The sequence below is a fragment of the Streptomyces pratensis genome (genome assembly GCF_037137275.1).
Taxonomy (GTDB): Bacteria; Actinomycetota; Actinomycetes; order Streptomycetales; family Streptomycetaceae; genus Streptomyces; species Streptomyces pratensis_B.
Genome location: NZ_JBBBEN010000093.1, coordinates 321,099 through 338,999, shown reverse-complemented (window position 1 = coordinate 338,999; position 17,901 = coordinate 321,099). Strand labels below are relative to the sequence as shown.

The following is a 17,901-nucleotide window of genomic DNA, read 5'->3' as shown; positions in this document are numbered from 1 at the left end:
CGGGCCCACACCGCGTCCCTGATCCGCCGCTTCACCGAGCGCACCCGCACGTCCAGGGAGCTGGCGCAGCGGCACCGCTCCGTGCTGGCCGACAGCCGGGCCGTCGTGGGGTTCAGGGACGCCACCAAGGAGATGCTGTACCCGATCGCGGCCCGCTCTGCGTACGGCTCCCGACTCACCGACGTCGACGGCAACGAGTACACCGACATCAGCATGGGGTTCGGCGCCCTGCTCCTCGGCCACGAGGCGCCGTGCGTCACCGACGCCGTGCGGCGCCACCTCTCTGACGGGCTCCGCTTCGGCCCCCGCTCCCCCGACGCCGGGGAGGCGGCGGCTCTGCTCGCGTCGCTGACCGGGATGGACCGGGTCGCCTTCGCCTCCTCCGGCACGGAAGCGAACTCGGCCGCCGTGCGACTGGCCCGCGCCGCGACCGGGCGCGACAAGGTCGTCATGTTCCGGGGCTCGTACCACGGTCACATCGACTCCGTGCTCGGCAGGACCGGCGGACCGGGGCGACGGACCGTGCCCGTGTCCCGCGGCATCCCGGCCAGCGCGGTGGCCGAGCTGATCGTGCTGGAGTACGGGGCTCAGGAGTCGCTGGACACCGTCGACGCGCTCGGTGACACCGTCGCCGCCGTGCTCGTCGAGCCCGTGCAGTGCCGCAACCCGGGCCTGCGGCCCGTGGAGTTCCTGCGCGCGCTGCGCGAACTCACCGCGCGCCGGGGGATCGTGCTGCTCTTCGACGAGATGCTGACCGGGCTGCGTCCCCACCCGCGCGGCGCCCAGGAGCACTTCGGTGTGGTGCCCGACCTCGCCACGTACGGCAAGGCCCTCGGCGGCGGCTTCCCGATCGGCGCGGTGGCCGGGCGGGCCGACCTGCTCGACGGGGTGGACGGCGGCTTCTGGCAGTACGGCGACGCCAGCAGGCCTCCGCGCGAGACGACGTTCTTCGGCGGCACCTACATGCAGCACCCGCTGTCCATGGCGGCGGCGCGCGCGGTGCTCACCCATCTCACCGAGCGGGGGCCGGCCCTCCAGGAGGGGCTGAACGCCCGCACGCAGGCGCTGGCCGACCGCCTGAACGGCTTCTTCCGGGACGAGGAGTTCCCGCTGGAGGCGGCCCACTTCGGGTCCATGTTCCGGTTCGTCCACCGGGCCGAGATGGAGTTGCTCTACCACCACCTGCAACTGCGCGGCGTGTACGTCTGGGAGTGGCGCAGCTTCTACCTCTCCACCGCCCACACGGACGAGGACGTCGACCACGTCGCCGACGCGGTGGAGGGCTCGCTGCGCGACCTGCGCGAGGGCGGGTTCTTCCCCCGGGCCTCGCGGCCGCCCGCCGTGCGACGGGACCGGGCCCGGCGGCCCGCCCCCGACTTCGGGATCTACTTCTTCGGCGACTACCCGCAGAGCGCGGAGGCCGGGGACGGCGCTCAGGGGGCCGACGGGACCCCGGAGGCGTACGACACCGTGTTCGAGACCGCGCGCTTCGCCGACACGCACGGCTTCTCCTCCGTCTGGCTGCCCGAACGCCACTTCGACTCCTTCGGCGGGATCTTCCCCAACCCGGCCGTGCTCGCCGCCGCCGTGGCACGGGAGACCGAACGGGTCCGGATCAACGCGGGCTCGGTGGTCCTGCCGCTGCACGATCCGGTGCGGATCGTCGAGGAGTGGTCGGTGGCCGACAACCTCTCCCGCGGCCGGGTCGGCATCGGCTGCGCCACGGGCTGGCACGCCCGGGACTTCGCCCTGCACCCGGACCGGTTCACCGACCGGCGGGAGATCGCCTTCGCCCATCTGGACGAGATACGCCGGCTGTGGCGCGGCGGGGCGGTGCGGCGGCGCACGGGCGACGGCGGGGAGGCGGAGATACGGGTCCGCCCGCGCCCGGTGCAGGAGGAACCGCCGTTCTTCCTCGCCACCTCCGGGCAGCGCGCGTCGTACGAGGACGCGGCCCGGCGCGGGCTCGGGGTCGTCACCCACCTGATGAGCCAGTCCGTGGACGAGCTGGCCGCCGGCATCGCGCACTACCGCCGTGCCCGCGAGGCGTGCGGGCTGGACCCGGAGGCCGGGCGGGTGACGGTGCTGGTGCACACGTATCTCGGCGAGGACCACGCCACCGCGCGGGCACAGGCGCTGGAGCCGATGGTGCGGTACCTGCGCTCCTCCCTGCTGATGCGGTCGGCCGCCACCGCTCTCGGCCGGAGCCGCGAGGACGTGGCCGGGGCGAGCGAGGAGGACCTGGACTACCTGTTCCGGCGGGCGTACGACCGCTACTGCGACCGGCGGGCCCTCATCGGCACACCGGAGAGCGTCGCCCCGCTCGTGGCGGCGCTGCACCGGGCCGGGGTGGACGAGATCGCCGCCCTGGTCGACTTCGGGATGGACCGGGAGCGGCTGCGGGCGGGCCTGCGCCGCCTGGACGCCCTGCGCCGCCGGACACGGGACCGGGAGCCGGCCGCCCCCGGCCGGACCCCGGAGACCGCCGTCCGCCCCGCGTCCGCGGAGGGGGCCGTACGTGACCGGGCGCCGGAGACCGGCGTCCGCGACCGGACCCATGACCAGGGCCGGGCCCACTCGCCCGCCCCGGGGTCCGTGGCGCCCGCCACCTCGGCGCAGCGGCGGCTGTGGCTGGCCGCGCGGCTGATGGGGAACCCGGCGGCCTACAACGAGACGCAGGCGGTGCGGCTGCACGGGCCCTTGGACGTGGAGGCCCTGCGGACGGCGGTGGACGGGCTGGTCGAGCGGCACGCGGGGCTGCGGACGGTGTTCCGGTCCCGGGCGGACGAGGACGGGGGGCCCGGCGACGCCTCCGTGGCCGGTGGCGCGGACGTCGTCCAGGTCGTACGGGCCGAGCTGCGCGTCCCGCTGGAGGTGACCGACGCCGCGATGCCGGACGCCGGGCAGGCGATCGGCGCGGTGCTCTCCGAGGAGAGCACCCGGGCCTACGACCTGGCCGCGGGGCCGCTGTTCACCCCCCGGCTGCTCCGGCTGGCGCAGGACGACCACGTCCTGGTCCTCGGCATGCACCACATCGTCACGGACGCACACTCCGCCTCACTGATCGCCGCCGACCTCCAGGAGCTGTACACCGCGGCCCTCGCCGGCCGCCCGCCGGTCTTCGCGCACCCTGCCGGGACGACCGCCGGGGCCCCGGAGCCCGTCCGCGACGCGGCCGACCTGACCTGGTGGCGCGCGCTGCTCGGCGACCGGCCGCCGGTCCTCACGCTGCCCACCGACCGGCCGCGCGGCCGCCGGGTGGCGGGACGCGGCGGTGCGGTGGCCAGGACGGTGGACCGGGAGCGGGCGGACCGGCTGCGGGAGTGGAGCGGGCGGCAGGGCGCGACCCTGTTCGCCACGCTGTGCACCGCCTGGCACCGGGTGCTGCGACGGCGGTCGGGGCAGGACGACTTCCTGCTCGGCACGGCGTTCGGCCGGCGGCGGCCGGAGACGGCTCACACGGTCGGCTTCCACGTGGCGCTGCTGCCGCTGCGGCTCGCCACCCCGGACGGCAGCGGGCTGCCGGAGGCCGTACGGGCCACCGGCCGGGCGCTGTTCGAGGCGGAGGCGCACAGCGGGGTCGACCCCGACGCGCTGTTGGCCGCCGTGCACCCCGACCCGGGCAACCCGCGCCCGCTGGTGACCGTTTCGGTCGATCTGGACCACGCGGCGCTGGCCGGAATCCGTCTGCCGGGGCTCCGCGCGGAGGCGGTGGCGGCGGGGACGGAGTCAGCGCCGCTGGAGCTGGCGCTGACGGCCACCCGCGCCCCGGACGGCAGCCTGGTCCTGCGGCTGCGCTACGACGCCGACCTGTTCGACCCGTCGACGGCCGCCGGCTTCCTCGCGGAGCTGGACGAGCAGCTCGACGCGATGACGGAAGCGGACGACGCCACGGTTCCGGGCCCCGTCCGCGGTGCCGCTCGGGCCGAGGCCCCGGCCGGCGCCGTCCCGGCCGGGGCGGCGCGAGCCGTCGGCGTCGCCGCCTCGCTGCGCGAGGTCTGGGAGTCCGTCCTCGCTGTGCGCGGTTTTCCCGAGGACGGCAACTTCTTCGATCTGGGCGGGAACTCGATCGCCGCGATCCGTCTCGTCAACCGTGTCCGCAGCACCCTCGGCGTCGACTACCCGCTGGCGGACTTCTTCGCCGACGCCACCCTGCGGGCCATGACGCGGCAACTCTCGGGCGGCCCGGCGGAACGGGCCGTCCCGGGACCGAAGGCGGAGGCGGAGGCGGGCACAGAACGGGAGCCGGGGGGACAGGCAGGGCCGCAGGCGGACCGGCGCCCGGAGCCGGAAGCGGACGCCGAGGGCACGGCCGAGGCCGTGCCCGGCCCGGACCCGGTGGTCGTCGACCGTGCCCCCGTCAGCGACCAGCAGGCCCGGATGATCGCCGGGCACCACGCCGTGCCCGATCCCGCCGTGTGGAACGTCCCGACCCGGATCACGTTCACCGGGCCGCTGGACGCGGCGGCGCTGCGGTCCGCCGTCAGCGGGGTCACCGCCCGGCACGACGCGCTGCGGACCCGGTTCGTGCGGGAGGACGCTCCGGACGGGCCGTGGTGGCAGGAGGTGGTGGCGGCCAAGCCGTGCCCGCTGCCGGTGGAGGACCTCAGGACGCTCCCCTCCAACGTGCGGCGTTCCCGGGCGGACGCCCTGTGCCGGGGGGACGCGGCCGTCCCCTTCGACCTCGGGCGGCCCCTGCTGCCCCGGGTGCGGTTGCTGCGGGTCGAGGAGGACCGCTGGGAGCTGATGTTCGTCCTGCACCACGTCTGCGCCGACGGCTGGTCGTTGTCCGTGCTGCTCTCCGAGATCGCCGCCCTGTACACGGCCGCCGCCGCGGGCGTCCCGCACGCCCTGCCGGAACCGGCGATGCAGGCCCCGGAGTACGCCCGGCGGCAGCGCCTGGAGAGGGACCCGGCGGCCGACGCGGAGCGGGCCGCGTTCTGCGCCCGCTACCTGGACGGGGCGCCGTCCTCCGTTCCCGTGCCGACCGACCGGCCGCGCCCGGCGAAGCCGAGCGGACGCGGGGGCACCGTGCGGGGCGCGGCGCCGGGGGCGGTGCGGGCGGCGGTGGAGGGATTCGCGGGCTCCCTGCGCACCACCCCGTTCGCGGTCGCGGCGGCGGCCCTCGGGGTGTTTCTGACCCGGCTGTCGGGGGAACGGGACATCTTGCTCAGCGTGCCGTACGCCCACCGCGAGGGCACCGCGTCGGAGTCGCTCGTCGCGATGACGTCCACCGCGGTGATGGTCCGCGTACGACTGGATTCGGCCAATCTCGACGAGACGTGCGCCCAGTTCGCGGTCCGTACGGGCGCGGGCGCCTTCGGCGCCATGGCGCACGTGCTGCCCACCGCGCGCGTCATGCAGGCGATGCGGGACGCGGGCGCTGTCAGCGTGCCCGATCGCGTACCGCACGTTCTGGCCTTCCAGAACACCGTCGACACGGACATCGAGATCCCGGGCCTACGGGTCGAGGTGACCGATCTGGCACCGCCGCTTTCCCGCAGCGAGCTGTGTTTCGGGCTTGCGCCGCGCCGGGACCCGGCCAAGGGTTATCGAACGTTCCTGGAATTCTCCACCGACCTGTGGGACCACGCGACCGCCCACGACCTCCTCTCCTCCTACACCGATCTGCTCGCGGAGTTCTGTGCCCGGCCCGACCGGCCGGTGCGCGAACTCCTCCCTGAGCGCCCCTCGGAGAGGGCGCCGGGCCCATCCGCCCGGCTCCCTGCCGGGGGCGCCAGTTCCGGGCCCGACCGGCCCGGCGGACCGTCACTCTCGCAGCCACTGCCGAACACCGGAAAGGCGGACGCCGTATGACTCCGGCCCCCCACCGCAGCCACACCGACGACCTGCTCTCCTTCATCGCCGCCAGCCCGTCCCCCTACCACGTGGTGGCCAGCGCCGCCCAGCGCCTGGAGAAGGCGGGCTTCAGCGAACTGCGCGGCACGGACGACTGGACCGGGGCGCGGGGCGGTTGCTTCGTCAGCCGGGCCGGCGCGCTGATCGCCTGGTACGTCCCCGAGGGCGCGCCCGCCCACACCCCGTTCCGGATCGTCGGCACCCACACCGACTCGCCGAACCTGCGGATCAAGCCCGCCCCGGACACCGGGGCCTCGGGCTGGCGCCAGATCGGCGTGGAGATCTACGGCGGGGTGCCGCTGAACACCTGGCTCGACCGGGACCTGGGCATCTCCGGCCGGCTCGCCCTGCGCGGCGCCGACGGGGTCCCCCGCAGCCGCCTGGTCCAGATCGACGAACCACTGCTGCGCGTGCCCCAGTTGGCCATCCACCTCGACCGTACGGTGAACGAGGGCGTGGCGCTGGACCGGCAGCGCCATCTCGCGCCGATCTGGGCGCTGGGCGACCCGCGGGAGGGCGAACTGCTGCGCCGGGTCTCGGCGGCGGCCGGTGAGGACCCGGCGGACGTGCTGGGCTGGGACCTGATGCTGCACGACGTCCAGCCGCCCGGATATCTGGGCGTGGACCGGGAGTTCGTGGTCGCCTCCCGGCTGGACAACCAGGTGTCGGTGCACGCCGGGGTGACGGCCCTGGTCGACGCGGCGACGGGGGCCGCAGCGCCCTCCTACGTCCCGGTCCTGGCGGCGTTCGACCACGAGGAGGTCGGCAGCGGGTCCGAGACGGGGGCGCAGAGCCCCCTGCTGGAGCGCATCCTGTCGCGTTCCGTCTCGGCGCGGGGCGGCAGCGAGGAGGACTGGTCGCGGGCGCTGGCGGGCTCGTTCTGCGTCTCCGCCGACATGGCGCACGCGGTGCACCCCAACTACGCGGAGCGGCACGACCCCGACCACCGGCCGCTGCCCAACGGGGGCCCCACGGTGAAGGTGAACGTCAACCAGCGCTACGCCACCGACAGCACCGGCATCGCGGTGTTCACGGCCGCCTGCGAACGGGCCGGGGCGCCCTGGCAGCCGTTCGTCTCCAACAACGCGATGCCGTGCGGGACGTCGATCGGTCCGCTCACCGCGGCCCGGCTGGGCGTGACGACGGTGGACGTCGGGGTGCCGGGTCTGTCGATGCACTCGGCGCGCGAGATGTGCGGGGTGGGGGACCCCGCCCACCTCGCCGCGATCCTCACCACGATCATGGTCGGGGACTGACCGGACACCAGGCGCCGGCTCCCCGCGCTCCACGGACGGGCGCGGGGGCCGGCGGGGGAGAGAGCGGGAACGACCGTGGCCGAAGAAGAGACCGTCCTCGTCTGCCTGCCCTTCGCCGGGGCCGGCCCCTCCTTCTTCGCACCCTGGCAGGAGCTGGCTCCCGAGGGTCTGCGCGTCCTCCCGGTCTCCCTGCCGGGCCGCGAGAAGCGGTTCCCCGAGCCCGCGTACACCTCGGCGGGCCCCGCGGTCGAGGACGCGTACGCGCAGGTGGCGACGGCGCTCGGGGAGGGGCCCGGGGGCGGCCGCCTCGTGCTGTTCGGGCACAGCATGGGCGCGGTGCTCGCGTACGAACTGGCGCACCGGATCGAGCGGTCGGCCGCCCGTTCCCGGCCTGCCGCCCTCGTCGTCAGCGGCGCGCCCGGCCCGTGGACTCAGCGCACGGACCGGGCGGCCGGGCTCCCGGACGAGGAGTTCGCCGCCCGGGTGCGGGCCTTCGCCGGGTACGGCCATCCGGCGCTGGAGGACCCGCAGATGCGGGAGCTGCTGCTGCCGGTGCTGCGGGCGGACGTGCTGCTGCACGAGACGTACGTCCCCTCCACCGACCGGCGGTTGGCGATGCCCGTCCTCTCGGTCCGGGGGCGGGACGACACCCTGGTCGGGGCGGCGCAGGCAGCCGAGTGGGAGCGGGCGACCACGGGCGGGCTGAGCGTGGCCGAACTGGCGGGCGGACACATGTACCTCACCGAGCGGCCGGGGGCGCTGCTGGGGCTGGTGGCCGCCGAGACGCGCGCGGCCCGGGGCCGATGACCGGCGGCGGGCGGCTCGCCGGGCGTACGGCGCTGATCACGGGTGCGGCGCGGGGGCTGGGCCGGGCCTGCGCCGTGACGTTCGCCCGCGAGGGAGCGGACCTGGTCCTGCTGGACGTGGCGGGGGACCTGCCGGGGGTGCCGTATCCGCTCGGTTCCGCCTCGCAGCTCGCGCACACCGCCCGGCTCTGCCGGGAGTCCGGCGCCGCGGTACTGACCCGGCGGGCCGACGTGCGGGACCTGGCCGCGCTGGAGGCGGCGGCGGACGAGGCCGAGGAGCGCTTCGGCCGGATCGACGTCCTGGTCAACAACGCCGGGATCGCCGCGCCTTCGGGCCGCCCGGCGCACGAGATCGACGAGGACGCGTGGCAGTTGATGATCGACGTGGACCTGGGCGGGGCCTGGCGGGCGATTCGCGCGGTGGGCGGCCGGATGGTCGCGCAGGGGTCCGGCTCCATCGTCAACATCGCCTCGACGGCGGGGCTGGTGGGATACCGCCACTTCGCGGGGTACGTGGCGGCGAAGCACGGTCTGGTCGGCCTGACGAAGGCCGTGGCCCTGGACTACGCGCCCCGCAGGGTCCGGGTCAACGCGGTGTGCCCGGGGTCGGTGCGGGACGACGGGGCCATGGAGGGCCGGATGCTGGCGGAGATCGCCCGCTCGCTGGAGGTGCCGGTGGCCGGGCACGAGGAGTCCTTCGTCCGGGACCAGCCGATGAACACGCTGGTGGAGCCGGGGGACGTGGCGGACGCCGCGCTCTGGCTGGCCTCGGACGAGTCCCGGCAGGTGACCGGCAGCGTGGTCACCGTGGACGGCGGCTTCACCGCCCGCTGACGCCCCCGCGCCCGCCGCACCGACGCCCGCCTTCCCCGCCCGCGCGACCCGAGGAGACGCCCCCGTGCCACCGTCCCACCACGCGCTGACGGTCCGTCTGCCGCCGGCCGCGTCGGCTCCCGCGCTCGCCGCCGCTCTCACGGCCGCGGCCGGGCTGTGGTGGCCCGCGAGGCGCCGCCCCCGGCTGTGGACGCAGGACGTGCCCGCCCCGCCCGGGTCCGCCGCGGCCGCCCGGCGCCGGGCGGTCGAGACCGGCCGCCCGCTCGCTCCGGGCCACCGGCTGCGCGCCGTGCTGCTGCGGTACACGGGCGGCGAGCGGCCGAAGGGGGGCGGGCCGGTGGCGACCGCCGACGGCGAGCGGCAGGAAGGCGTCGGCGACCTGGTCCTGACCGCGGACGGGGACGCGCTGGACGCCCGCTCCCTGTGGCTGGTCGCCCGCGTCCTGCGCGGTGAGCTGGCCCCGGACGCGGTGACGCCGCTCGACGGGCCGCTCCCGCCGGACCTGGGGGCGGGGGGCGCGGCGCGGCGGTGGGCCGCGGCCCTGGCGGTGACCGTCGGACGGTACGAGGGCGCGGCCTCGGTGCGGGTCGCCGTTCCCGTGCCGGCACTGGGCCGGCCCCCGTACGCGCTGGGAGCGCTCGACGGGTACGCGGTGTTCGCGGCGGACCTCTCCCCCGGCCGGACGGTCGGCGAGCTCCTCGCCACCCCGCTCCGCCCGCCGGTCGGCGACGGCCCGCCCCCGCTGGGGCTGGTGGACCGGGGCCCGGCGGACGGGGAGGACGGAGTCACGGCGCACCCGTGCCCGCGTCCGCCGTACGCGCGGACGTACCTCACCGGCGCCGTCGGGCCGCTGACCGCCCTGCCGCCCGACCCGGGCGCGGTCCCCGTGCCGGTGGGCCAGGTCGAGCGGGTGCGGGCGCGGCTGGCGGACGTTTCGCCCACCACCCCGCTGTCCGCGCTCGATCCGCTGGACGCGGCCCAGCGCGCGGCCCGACTGGCTCTCGGCACCACGGCTCCGGCCGCGCCGACCGCCCCGCGCCGGATCGAGGCGCTCTTCGCGGAACAGGCCGCCGCCCGCCCGGACGCCCCCGCGCTCACCTGCGGGGACGCCACGCTCAGCTACGCCCGGCTCGACGACCGCGCGCGGGAGCTGGCCGACGGGCTGTACGCCCTGGGGGTCCGCCCCGGCGACCTCGTCGGCCTCTGCCTGCCCCGCTCCGCGGACCTGGTGGCGGCGATGCTCGCCGTGCTGCGGGCGGGCGCGGCCTACGTACCGCTGGACCCGGAGCATCCGGCGGAGCTGCGGGAGCGGACCGCGCGGGACGCGGGGGTGCGGCTGACCGTCGAGGACCCGGCCCGCCTCACCGGCCACCCGCCCCGCCCGGCGGAAGAGGCCGCGTCCCCCTCCGCTCCCGCGTACGTGATCCACACCTCGGGCTCGACCGGCCGGCCCAAGGGCGTCCTGGTCCCGCACGCCAACGTCGTCGCTCTGGTCGAGGCCACCCGCGGCGACTTCGGCCTCGGCCCCGGCGACACGTGGACGTGCTTCCACTCGGCGGCGTTCGACTTCTCGGTGTGGGAGATCTGGGGCCCGCTGCTGACGGGCGGGCGGCTGGTGGTCGTGGACCACTGGACCGCCCGCTCGCCGGAGGACTTCCGCGCGCTGCTGGTACGGGAGCGGGTCAGCGTGCTGAGCCAGACCCCGTCCGCGTTCACGCAGCTCGCGGCGGCCGACCGGGCGGAGGCCGCGCGGGGGTCCGCCCTCGCGGTGCGGCTGGTCGTGCTGGGCGGCGAACCGCTGGACGCCCGCCCGCTGCTGGACTGGTTCGACCGGCATCCGGAGGACCGCTGCCGGCTGGTCAACATGTACGGGATCACCGAGACCACGGTCCATGTCACGGCCGGGGCGGTGACCCGCGGTCAGGCGCTGTCCGGCTCCCGCTCGGTGGGGCGGCCGCTGCCCGGCTGGTCGGTCCGGGTCGTGGACGCGCACGGCCGGCCCGTGCCCCCCGGCGCGCCGGGCGAGATCGTGGTGGGCGGGGCGGGTGTGGCGCTGGGCTATCTGCACCGTCCCGAGCTGACCGCCGCGCGTTTCGTCCCGGACCCGCGGGGGCCGGGACGGCTGTACCGCAGCGGCGATCTGGGACGGCTGCTGCCCGACGGGAGCCTGGAGCATCTGGGCCGGATCGACGACCAGGTGAAGGTGCGGGGCTTCCGGGTGGAGCCGGGCGAGATCCGGCACGTCCTGCTGGAGGACCCGGCGGTCGCGGCGGCGGCGGTCACGGTGACCGGTGGCGACGGGGACGCGGCGTCCGTGCGGATCGACGCCTATGTGGTCCCGGCCCCGGGCGCGGGTGAGGACACCGGTCCCGTGCGGGAGCGGGCGGCGCGGCTGCTGCCCCCGCACATGGCGCCCACCACGGTGACCGCGCTGCCGGCCCTCCCCCTCACCGCCAACGGCAAGCTGGACCCGGCGCGGCTGCCCGCGCCCGGTGAGCCGCGCCCTCCGCGGACGCCCCCGACGGCCGCGACGCTCCGGAAGGCGGCAGGGACCGGCGGGCCCGCGGACCCGGCCGTCCCGGCCTCCCTGAGCCCTGGCCCCGCGGGCCCCGCCGCCGCTCTCGCCGCCATCTGGCAAGAGGTGCTGGGCGTCGAGGCGGTCGGGCCGGAGGACGACTTCTGGGACCTGGGCGGCAATTCGCTGTACGCGATCCGTATCGCCGCGCTCGCGCGGGAACGCGGGCTGCCGGGCGTCCCCCTGCGCCAGCTGTATCTGACCCCGACGCTGGGGGCCCTGTCCGAGGCGCTGGCCGTGCCCCCGGACGCGGCCTCCTCGGGCAGCGCCCCGGCGTCCGGGGCGTGACGGGGCGCGGGGGCGGCCCGGTGCGGCGGCCGTCCCCGCGCCCCGCGCTCACACGAAGCGCTGCTTCGCGCTGCCGTCGCACGTCTGGAGCGTCAGCGGGTCCCTGGCCCCCGCAAGCGTCAGGCACAGGCCCGTCGCGGCGGCCGGGCGCAGGGTGTCCGCCTGCCGGACGAACGTCTGGTGGGCGGCGCCCGAGCAGTCCCACACGATCAGCGCGGCGCCGGGGCGGTACTCCGCCTCCGGCACGTCCAGGCAGCGGTCGTGGCTCAGCGCGGTGCGCACCGTCCGCGTGCCCGCGTCGTGCCACCAGTCCTGGTTGCGGCCGCCGTGGCAGTCCCAGCCGCCGATGCCGGTGCCGTTGCGGGTCACCGAGGCCGGGACGTCCAGGCAGGCGCCGGTGGCCCCGTTCCTCAGCGGGACGAACAGGTCGTCCCAGGCGGCACGCTGGAGGACCGGCTCTCCCGTGCTCGCCGGGTCGGCGCAGCCGGCCTCCCGCAGACCGGAGTCGTACATCTGGGTGAGGCAGGAGGCGAAGGCCCGGTGGCCGGCCGCGTTGGGGTGGAAGGACTGCCGCACCGAGTTCTCGTCGGGCAGGCCGGGCTTGCTCAGGTCGATGAAGAGCCCGCGTGCCCAGGGGCTCTCGCTGCACACCTCATGGCCGTGGAAGAGCCGTGAGGCGTCGAGGTAGGCGGCGCCGGTGGAGGCGGCCGCCCTGCGCATGCCGGCCTCGAAGGCCGGTACGGCGGTGTTGCGGCCCCAGGCGGTGTCGGAGTCGTAGCCGAGGCCGCCGCAGACCAGCTTGCCGGGGAAGTTCGGGTTGTCCCTGAAGTCCGGGCCGATCGGGCTCGGGTACCCCATCAGGACGAGCCGGTAGTCGTCGGCGGCGTATCCGGCGTCCGCCATGACGGTGCGCAGGTCGCGCACCGTCTGCTCCACCTTGGGGACCAGCGCGTCGACGCGGGCCTGCCAGCCGCCCGCGTACTTCGGCTCGCAGGGGCCCTGGAGGGAGAGGTAGCGCACCACGCAGTCGGTCATGACCGGCCCGAACTGGAGGTCGTCGTTGGCCCCGGCGACCAGGACGATCATCTTGATCCGGGTGTTGCGCGCCTTGATCGCGAGGCTGTCGCTCTGCACCAGCTCGTCGGCGTACTGCGGGTTTCCGCCGATCTTGATGTTTCCGGTATGGGCGCCGGAGCACGAGACGTTGTAGGTGACGTCCGCCGCGATGCCCGTGCGGTGGATCGCGGCCTCCGGCGAGCGGTGGCACCAGTTGTCCGGCCCGTTGGTGCCGGGGTCGTAGACGCCGACGCCCTCGCCGGAGATCTCGCTGTCGCCGAGGGAGATCAGCCCGGTCCTGCGGTCGTCGAGCGGCCGCTGGGCGGGGCTGCCGTACAGCTGGGCAGCCTCGGCGGCCCGGATGGCTTCCAGCGCGGGCGGGAGAGGGGTGGATGCGATAGAGCTGGTACCCGGCTCCGCCGCGAGAGCGGGTCCGGCGGCTGCCGTACCGCCGAGCAGCGCCGCGAGAGCGACGGCGGCGGCGGTCGTACAGCGGAGCCGGCGAAGGCTTCGGAGCCCTCGAAGTCTGTTGCCAGTGCGCCTCATTGCGCCTCCCGGTAAGTGGTTACCCACGGTATTTACTGGCTGGTAGGCGACTTGGGAATACAGAGAACAAGACACATGCTCATCTTTTGCGGGAGGTTTAAACACCATGGTTGACACGTCGGCCGATATGCCGGGAAGCGCTCCGGGCAGCGCGTCGGACCACGCCGGGTTCCGGATCGAGCACGACTCGATGGGCGAGGTGAGGGTCCCCGCGCACGCCAAGTGGCGGGCGCAGACCCAGCGGGCGGTGGAGAACTTCCCCGTCTCCGGACAGCGGCTGGAGCGGGCCCACATCGAGGCGCTGGCCCGGATCAAGGGCGCGGCCGCCAAGGTCAACGCCGAGCTGGGGGTGCTGGACGCGGACATCGCCTCGGCGATCCGGGAGGCGGCCGCCGAGGTCGCGTCGGGCCGCTGGGACGAGCACTTCCCGGTGGACGTGTTCCAGACCGGGTCCGGCACCTCGTCCAACATGAACGCCAACGAGGTGATCGCCACCCTCGCCACCGAGCGCCTGGGCCGCGAGGTCCACCCCAACGACCACGTGAACGCCTCCCAGTCCTCCAACGACGTCTTCCCGTCCTCCATCCACATCGCGGCGACCGCCGCCGTCACCGCCGACCTGATCCCGGCGCTGGACCGTCTGGCAGAGTCGCTGGGACGGAAATCAGCCGAGTTCGCGGAGGTCGTGAAGGCGGGCCGCACCCACCTGATGGACGCCACCCCGGTCACCCTCGGCCAGGAGTTCGGCGGCTACGCGGCCCAGGTCCGCCACGGCGTGGAGCGGCTGCGCGCCTCGCTCCCCCGGCTCGCGGAACTCCCGCTGGGCGGCACGGCGGTGGGCACCGGCATCAACACTCCGCCCGGCTTCTCCGCCGCCGTGATCGCCGAGGTCGCCGGGGCCACCGGGCTGCCGCTCACCGAGGCCCGCGACCACTTCGAGGCGCAGGGCGCGCGGGACGGGCTCGTGGAGACGTCCGGCCAGCTCCGGACCGTCGCGGTCTCACTGACCAAGATCTCCAACGACCTGCGCTGGATGGCCTCCGGCCCGCGCACCGGTCTCGCCGAGATCGCCCTCCCCGACCTCCAGCCCGGCTCCTCGATCATGCCGGGCAAGGTCAACCCGGTGATCCCCGAGGCGGTCCTGATGGTCGCCGCCCAGGTCACCGGGAACGACGCCACGGTCGCCGCGGCCGGCGCCGCGGGCAACTTCGAGCTGAACGTGATGCTGCCGGTCATCGCGAAGAACCTGCTGGAGTCCGTACGACTGCTCGCCAACGCCTCCCGGCTGCTCGCGGACCGTACGGTCGACGGCATCACCGCCGACGTCGAACGCGCTCGCGCGTACGCCGAGTCCTCCCCGTCCGTGGTGACCCCGCTCAACAAGTACATCGGCTACGAGGAGGCGGCCAAGGTCGCCAAGAAGTCCCTCCGGGACGGGGCCACGATCCGCGAGACGGTCCTGGCCTCGGGCTATGTCGACCGCGGCGACCTGACGCTGGAACAGCTCGACGAGGCCCTGGACGTGCTGCGGATGACCCGGCCGTGACTCCCGGCCGGGAGCGCCCGGCGGCCACCGGGTGATCTGAGTCGCAGCGGGGCGGCGGAGGGGCTCCGTAAGATCCCTCCATGACAGGTACGTCAGAGCGCGCACGCTGGGCGCCGGGGGACCAGATCCTCTGGCGCTACCGCGCCAACGGCCAGGCCCACCGGACGGCCGGCGCGCCGCCCCTGCACATCTGCCGCCCGGTGACCGTCGTCCAGGACACCGACGACCTGCTCGCCGTCTGGATGGCGTCCGGCACCGAATGCGTACGGCCGGTGCTGGCGGACGGCGGCCAGGTGCACACGGAGCCCCTGGCGACCCGTTACACCGCGCCGCGCACCACGGCCCGGTCCACCTGGTTCGGCTCCGGGGTGCTGAAGCTCGCCCGGCCCGGCGACCCGTGGTCGGTGTGGCTGTTCTGGGACCGGGGGTGGCTCTTTCGCAACTGGTACGTGAATCTGGAGGAGCCGCGCACCCGGTGGTCCGGAGGAGTGGACTCCGAGGATCACTTTCTCGACATCTCGGTGAACCCCGACCGGAGCTGGCGGTGGCTCGACGAGGACGAGTTCGCCCAGGCGCAGCGCGTCGGCCTGATGGACCGGGAGACCGCCGCCCGGGTGCGGGCGGCGGGCCTGGCGGCGGTCGAGCTGATCACGGCGTGGGGCCCCCCGTTCCGGGACGGCTGGGAGCACTGGCGGCCCGATCCGCGCTGGCGGGTTCCGCCACTGCCGGATGACTGGGACCGCACCCCCGCGCCCACGCCGTCGTGAGACCCTGGGAGCACCCTTCGGGCGGCCCGGTCGGTCGGACCGGCCCCACGGAGGGCGGGCCGCCGCAACCGGCGGGCACGGAACCGGACCTGATCACAAGTCATCGGAACGGTCGTGCGGAGGGAACGGGCCACGGACCCGGACGTTCCGCCCGGTCGTGGGAACCACACCGAGGGGGTGGAGACGTGCAGGCCGCTCGCCGCCCCGCCGACGGGGCCGCCGCCCGGGGGGTCGTCGGTCGGCCAACTGTCGGCCGCACGGTTTCGGCCCCTCGTACGGGGGCATCCGGTGACAGCCGTTGTTCTTACCGCTCTTGCCGGGGCACAGTAGCGCCCCACGAGGTGACTGCCTCATACAACCGGCCCGGACGGACGGAATCCCACGCGTGACGGAGCATCCCACCTCCCACGAAGGCCGGCAGCCGCTCGCGGCCCGGCAGCAGGAGCGCACCCGGCCCCGGCAGCAGGACGCCGCGGCGGCGGCCGCTGCCGCGATCCCGGCCCCGGCCGCCGCATCCGTCCCGGGCCCCGCGGCCGCGGCAGCCGCCGTCGCCGACGCGCAGGCGGCCACCCGCCGCGAGGGCGACCGGCTGCGCTTCGTCGGCGCGGCGACCCGGCGGATCGCCCGCGGCATAGACCTGGACGAGATCGTCCTGGGCCTGTGCCGGGCCAGCGTGCCGACGTTCTCCGACGCGATCCTGGTGTATCTGCGCGACCCGCTGCCGGTCGGCGACGAGCGTCCGGTGAGCCCGTTCGTCCTGCGGCTGCGCCGCAGCGACCGGCTGCGCATCAGTGGGGAGGACAGCGAGCCGGGGCCGGAGACGGAGCGGCTGCGACCGCTCCTCATCGACCCGCAGGCCGACCTGATGCCCGCCGCCGAGCTGTGCGAGGTGCAGACGGGCGGCGCGCTGGCCGAGGTGCTGCGCGGGGTTCGGCCGGTCTTCGGCGACTCCGCGGCGGCGCGGGCCGCGCTGCCGGAGCTGCTCGGCCCCGGCCGCAGCGTGCCCACCGGGCACCGGGCGATCCTCGCCCCGCTGCGCGGCAGGCGGCGGGTCATCGGGGCGGCGGTCTTCGTGCGCGGCACCGAGCGTCCGCCGTTCGAGGCCAGTGACCTGCTGGTCGCGGCCCAACTGGCGACGCACACCGCGCTCGGCATCGACAAGGCCGTGCTGTACGGGCGTGAGGCCTACATCGCCGACGAGCTCCAGCGCACGATGCTGCCCGACTCGCTGCCCCAGCCGACCGGGGTCCGGCTCGCCTCCCGCTACCTCCCCGCCGCGGAGACGGCCCGGGTCGGCGGTGACTGGTACGACGCGATCCCGCTGCCCGGCAGCCGGGTGGCGCTGGTCGTGGGCGACGTCATGGGCCACTCCATGACCTCGGCGGCGATCATGGGCCAGCTGCGGACCACCGCGCAGACCCTGGCCGGGCTCGACCTGCCGCCGCAGGAGGTGCTGCACCACCTGGACGAGCAGGCGCAGCGGCTCGGCAGCGACCGCATGGCGACCTGCCTGTACGCGGTCTACGACCCGGTCGCGCACCGGATCACCATCGCCAACGCCGGGCACCCCCCGCCGGTGCTGCTGCACCTGGGCGGGCGGGCCGAGGTGCTGCGGGTCCCGCCGGGTGCGCCGATCGGGGTGGGCGGCGTCGACTTCGAGGCGGTCGAGCTGGACGCGCCCGCGGGCGCCACGCTCCTCCTCTACACCGACGGCCTGGTCGAGTCGCGGCTGCGGGACGTGTGGACGGGCATCGAGCAGTTGCGGGAGCGCCTCGCGGCGACCGCCCAGCTCACCGGGCCGGACCACGCGCCGCCGCTGGAGGCGCTGTGCGACGACGTGCTGGACATGCTCGGCCCGGGCGACCGGGACGACGACATCGCACTGCTCGCCGCCCGCTTCGACGGGGTCGCCCCGAGCGATGTGGCGTACTGGGACCTGGAGCCGGAGGACGCGGCCCCGGGCCGGGCCCGCCGGCTGGCCCGGCGGGCGCTGAGCCGTTGGGGGCTGGACGAGCTGGCCGACGAGGCGGAGCTGCTGGTCAGCGAGGTCGTCACCAACGCCGTGCGCTACGCGGAGCGGCCGGTGACGCTGCGGCTGCTGCGGACCGACATCCTGCGCTGCGAGGTCGGCGACGACTCCCCGCAGTTGCCCCGGCAGCGCCGGGCGCGGGACACGGACGAGGGCGGTCGTGGTCTGTTCCTGGTCAACCGGCTGGCCCGGCGGTGGGGCGCGGTGCGGCTGTCGACCGGCAAGGTGGTCTGGTTCGAGATGGCGACGCGCGGGCTGTAGGGGCGCCCCGGGCGGCGGACGCAGCGAACCGGGGCGCGCCACGGATATGAGGCGGGGGCGGCGCCGTGGCGCCGCCCC

General features: G+C 75.7%; 9 protein-coding genes. 8 read left to right on the top strand and 1 reads right to left on the bottom strand.

All coding sequences use genetic code 11. The features are described from left to right. Positions 1-132 precede the first annotated feature (132 nt). The 5 genes from V9U70_RS20860 (at position 133) to V9U70_RS20840 (ending at position 11,618) form a co-directional block, all read left to right on the top strand. Complete coding sequence (locus tag V9U70_RS20860; RefSeq protein WP_419724006.1) at positions 133-5,817, top strand: MupA/Atu3671 family FMN-dependent luciferase-like monooxygenase; 5,685 nt, start codon at positions 133-135, stop codon at positions 5,815-5,817. Continuing rightward, on the top strand, positions 5,814-7,115 hold the full coding sequence (locus V9U70_RS20855) for a M18 family aminopeptidase (RefSeq protein WP_336677367.1): 1,302 nt from the start codon (positions 5,814-5,816) through the stop codon (positions 7,113-7,115). The genes V9U70_RS20860 and V9U70_RS20855 overlap by 4 nt, the downstream gene beginning before the upstream one ends. Before the next feature lie 75 nt (positions 7,116-7,190). Beyond that, positions 7,191-7,922, top strand: a complete 732-nt coding sequence (locus V9U70_RS20850; protein WP_336677366.1) for a thioesterase II family protein — start codon at positions 7,191-7,193, stop codon at positions 7,920-7,922. Beyond that, a complete protein-coding gene (locus tag V9U70_RS20845; protein ID WP_336677365.1) occupies positions 7,919-8,755 on the top strand; it encodes an SDR family oxidoreductase in 837 nt (278 codons plus the stop codon). Before V9U70_RS20850 ends, V9U70_RS20845 begins: the two co-directional genes overlap by 4 nt. Positions 8,756-8,819: 64 nt before the next feature. After that, positions 8,820-11,618 (top strand): non-ribosomal peptide synthetase, encoded by a 2,799-nt coding sequence (locus tag V9U70_RS20840; RefSeq protein WP_336677364.1) that lies wholly within the window; start codon positions 8,820-8,822, stop codon positions 11,616-11,618. A 48-nt stretch (positions 11,619-11,666) separates the two neighbouring features. Here the strand turns inward: V9U70_RS20840 and V9U70_RS20835 are convergent, their stop codons facing one another. Continuing rightward, positions 11,667-13,220 (bottom strand): ricin-type beta-trefoil lectin domain protein, encoded by a 1,554-nt coding sequence (locus tag V9U70_RS20835; protein ID WP_336677362.1) that lies wholly within the window; start codon positions 13,218-13,220, stop codon positions 11,667-11,669. Positions 13,221-13,347: 127 nt separating this feature from the next. On the opposite strand from V9U70_RS20835, the gene V9U70_RS20830 reads away from it, so the two are divergent. From V9U70_RS20830 to V9U70_RS20820, 3 genes are all read left to right on the top strand, one after another. Beyond that, complete coding sequence (locus V9U70_RS20830) at positions 13,348-14,766, top strand: class II fumarate hydratase (RefSeq protein WP_336677537.1); 1,419 nt, start codon at positions 13,348-13,350, stop codon at positions 14,764-14,766. A gap of 80 nt (positions 14,767-14,846) precedes the next feature. After that, entirely contained in the window at positions 14,847-15,533 is a 687-nt protein-coding gene (gene fomD, locus V9U70_RS20825; RefSeq protein WP_336677361.1) for a cytidylyl-2-hydroxypropylphosphonate hydrolase, read from the top strand. Positions 15,534-15,918: 385 nt separating this feature from the next. Then, positions 15,919-17,823 (top strand): SpoIIE family protein phosphatase, encoded by a 1,905-nt coding sequence (locus V9U70_RS20820; RefSeq protein WP_336677359.1) that lies wholly within the window; start codon positions 15,919-15,921, stop codon positions 17,821-17,823. Positions 17,824-17,901 lie beyond the last annotated feature (78 nt).

Excerpts from the sequence above, each read along its gene's own strand:
- V9U70_RS20835 (WP_336677362.1), bottom strand. The coding sequence starts at position 13,220 with ATGAGGCGCACTGGCAACAGACTTCGAGGGCTCCGAAGCCTTCGCCGG.
- V9U70_RS20855 (WP_336677367.1), top strand. The coding sequence starts at position 5,814 with ATGACTCCGGCCCCCCACCGCAGCCACACCGACGACCTGCTCTCCTTC.
- fomD (WP_336677361.1), top strand. The coding sequence starts at position 14,847 with ATGACAGGTACGTCAGAGCGCGCACGCTGGGCGCCGGGGGACCAGATC.
- V9U70_RS20860 (WP_419724006.1), top strand. The coding sequence starts at position 133 with ATGCTGTACCCGATCGCGGCCCGCTCTGCGTACGGCTCCCGACTCACC.
- V9U70_RS20845 (WP_336677365.1), top strand. The coding sequence starts at position 7,919 with ATGACCGGCGGCGGGCGGCTCGCCGGGCGTACGGCGCTGATCACGGGT.
- V9U70_RS20830 (WP_336677537.1), top strand. The coding sequence starts at position 13,348 with ATGCCGGGAAGCGCTCCGGGCAGCGCGTCGGACCACGCCGGGTTCCGG.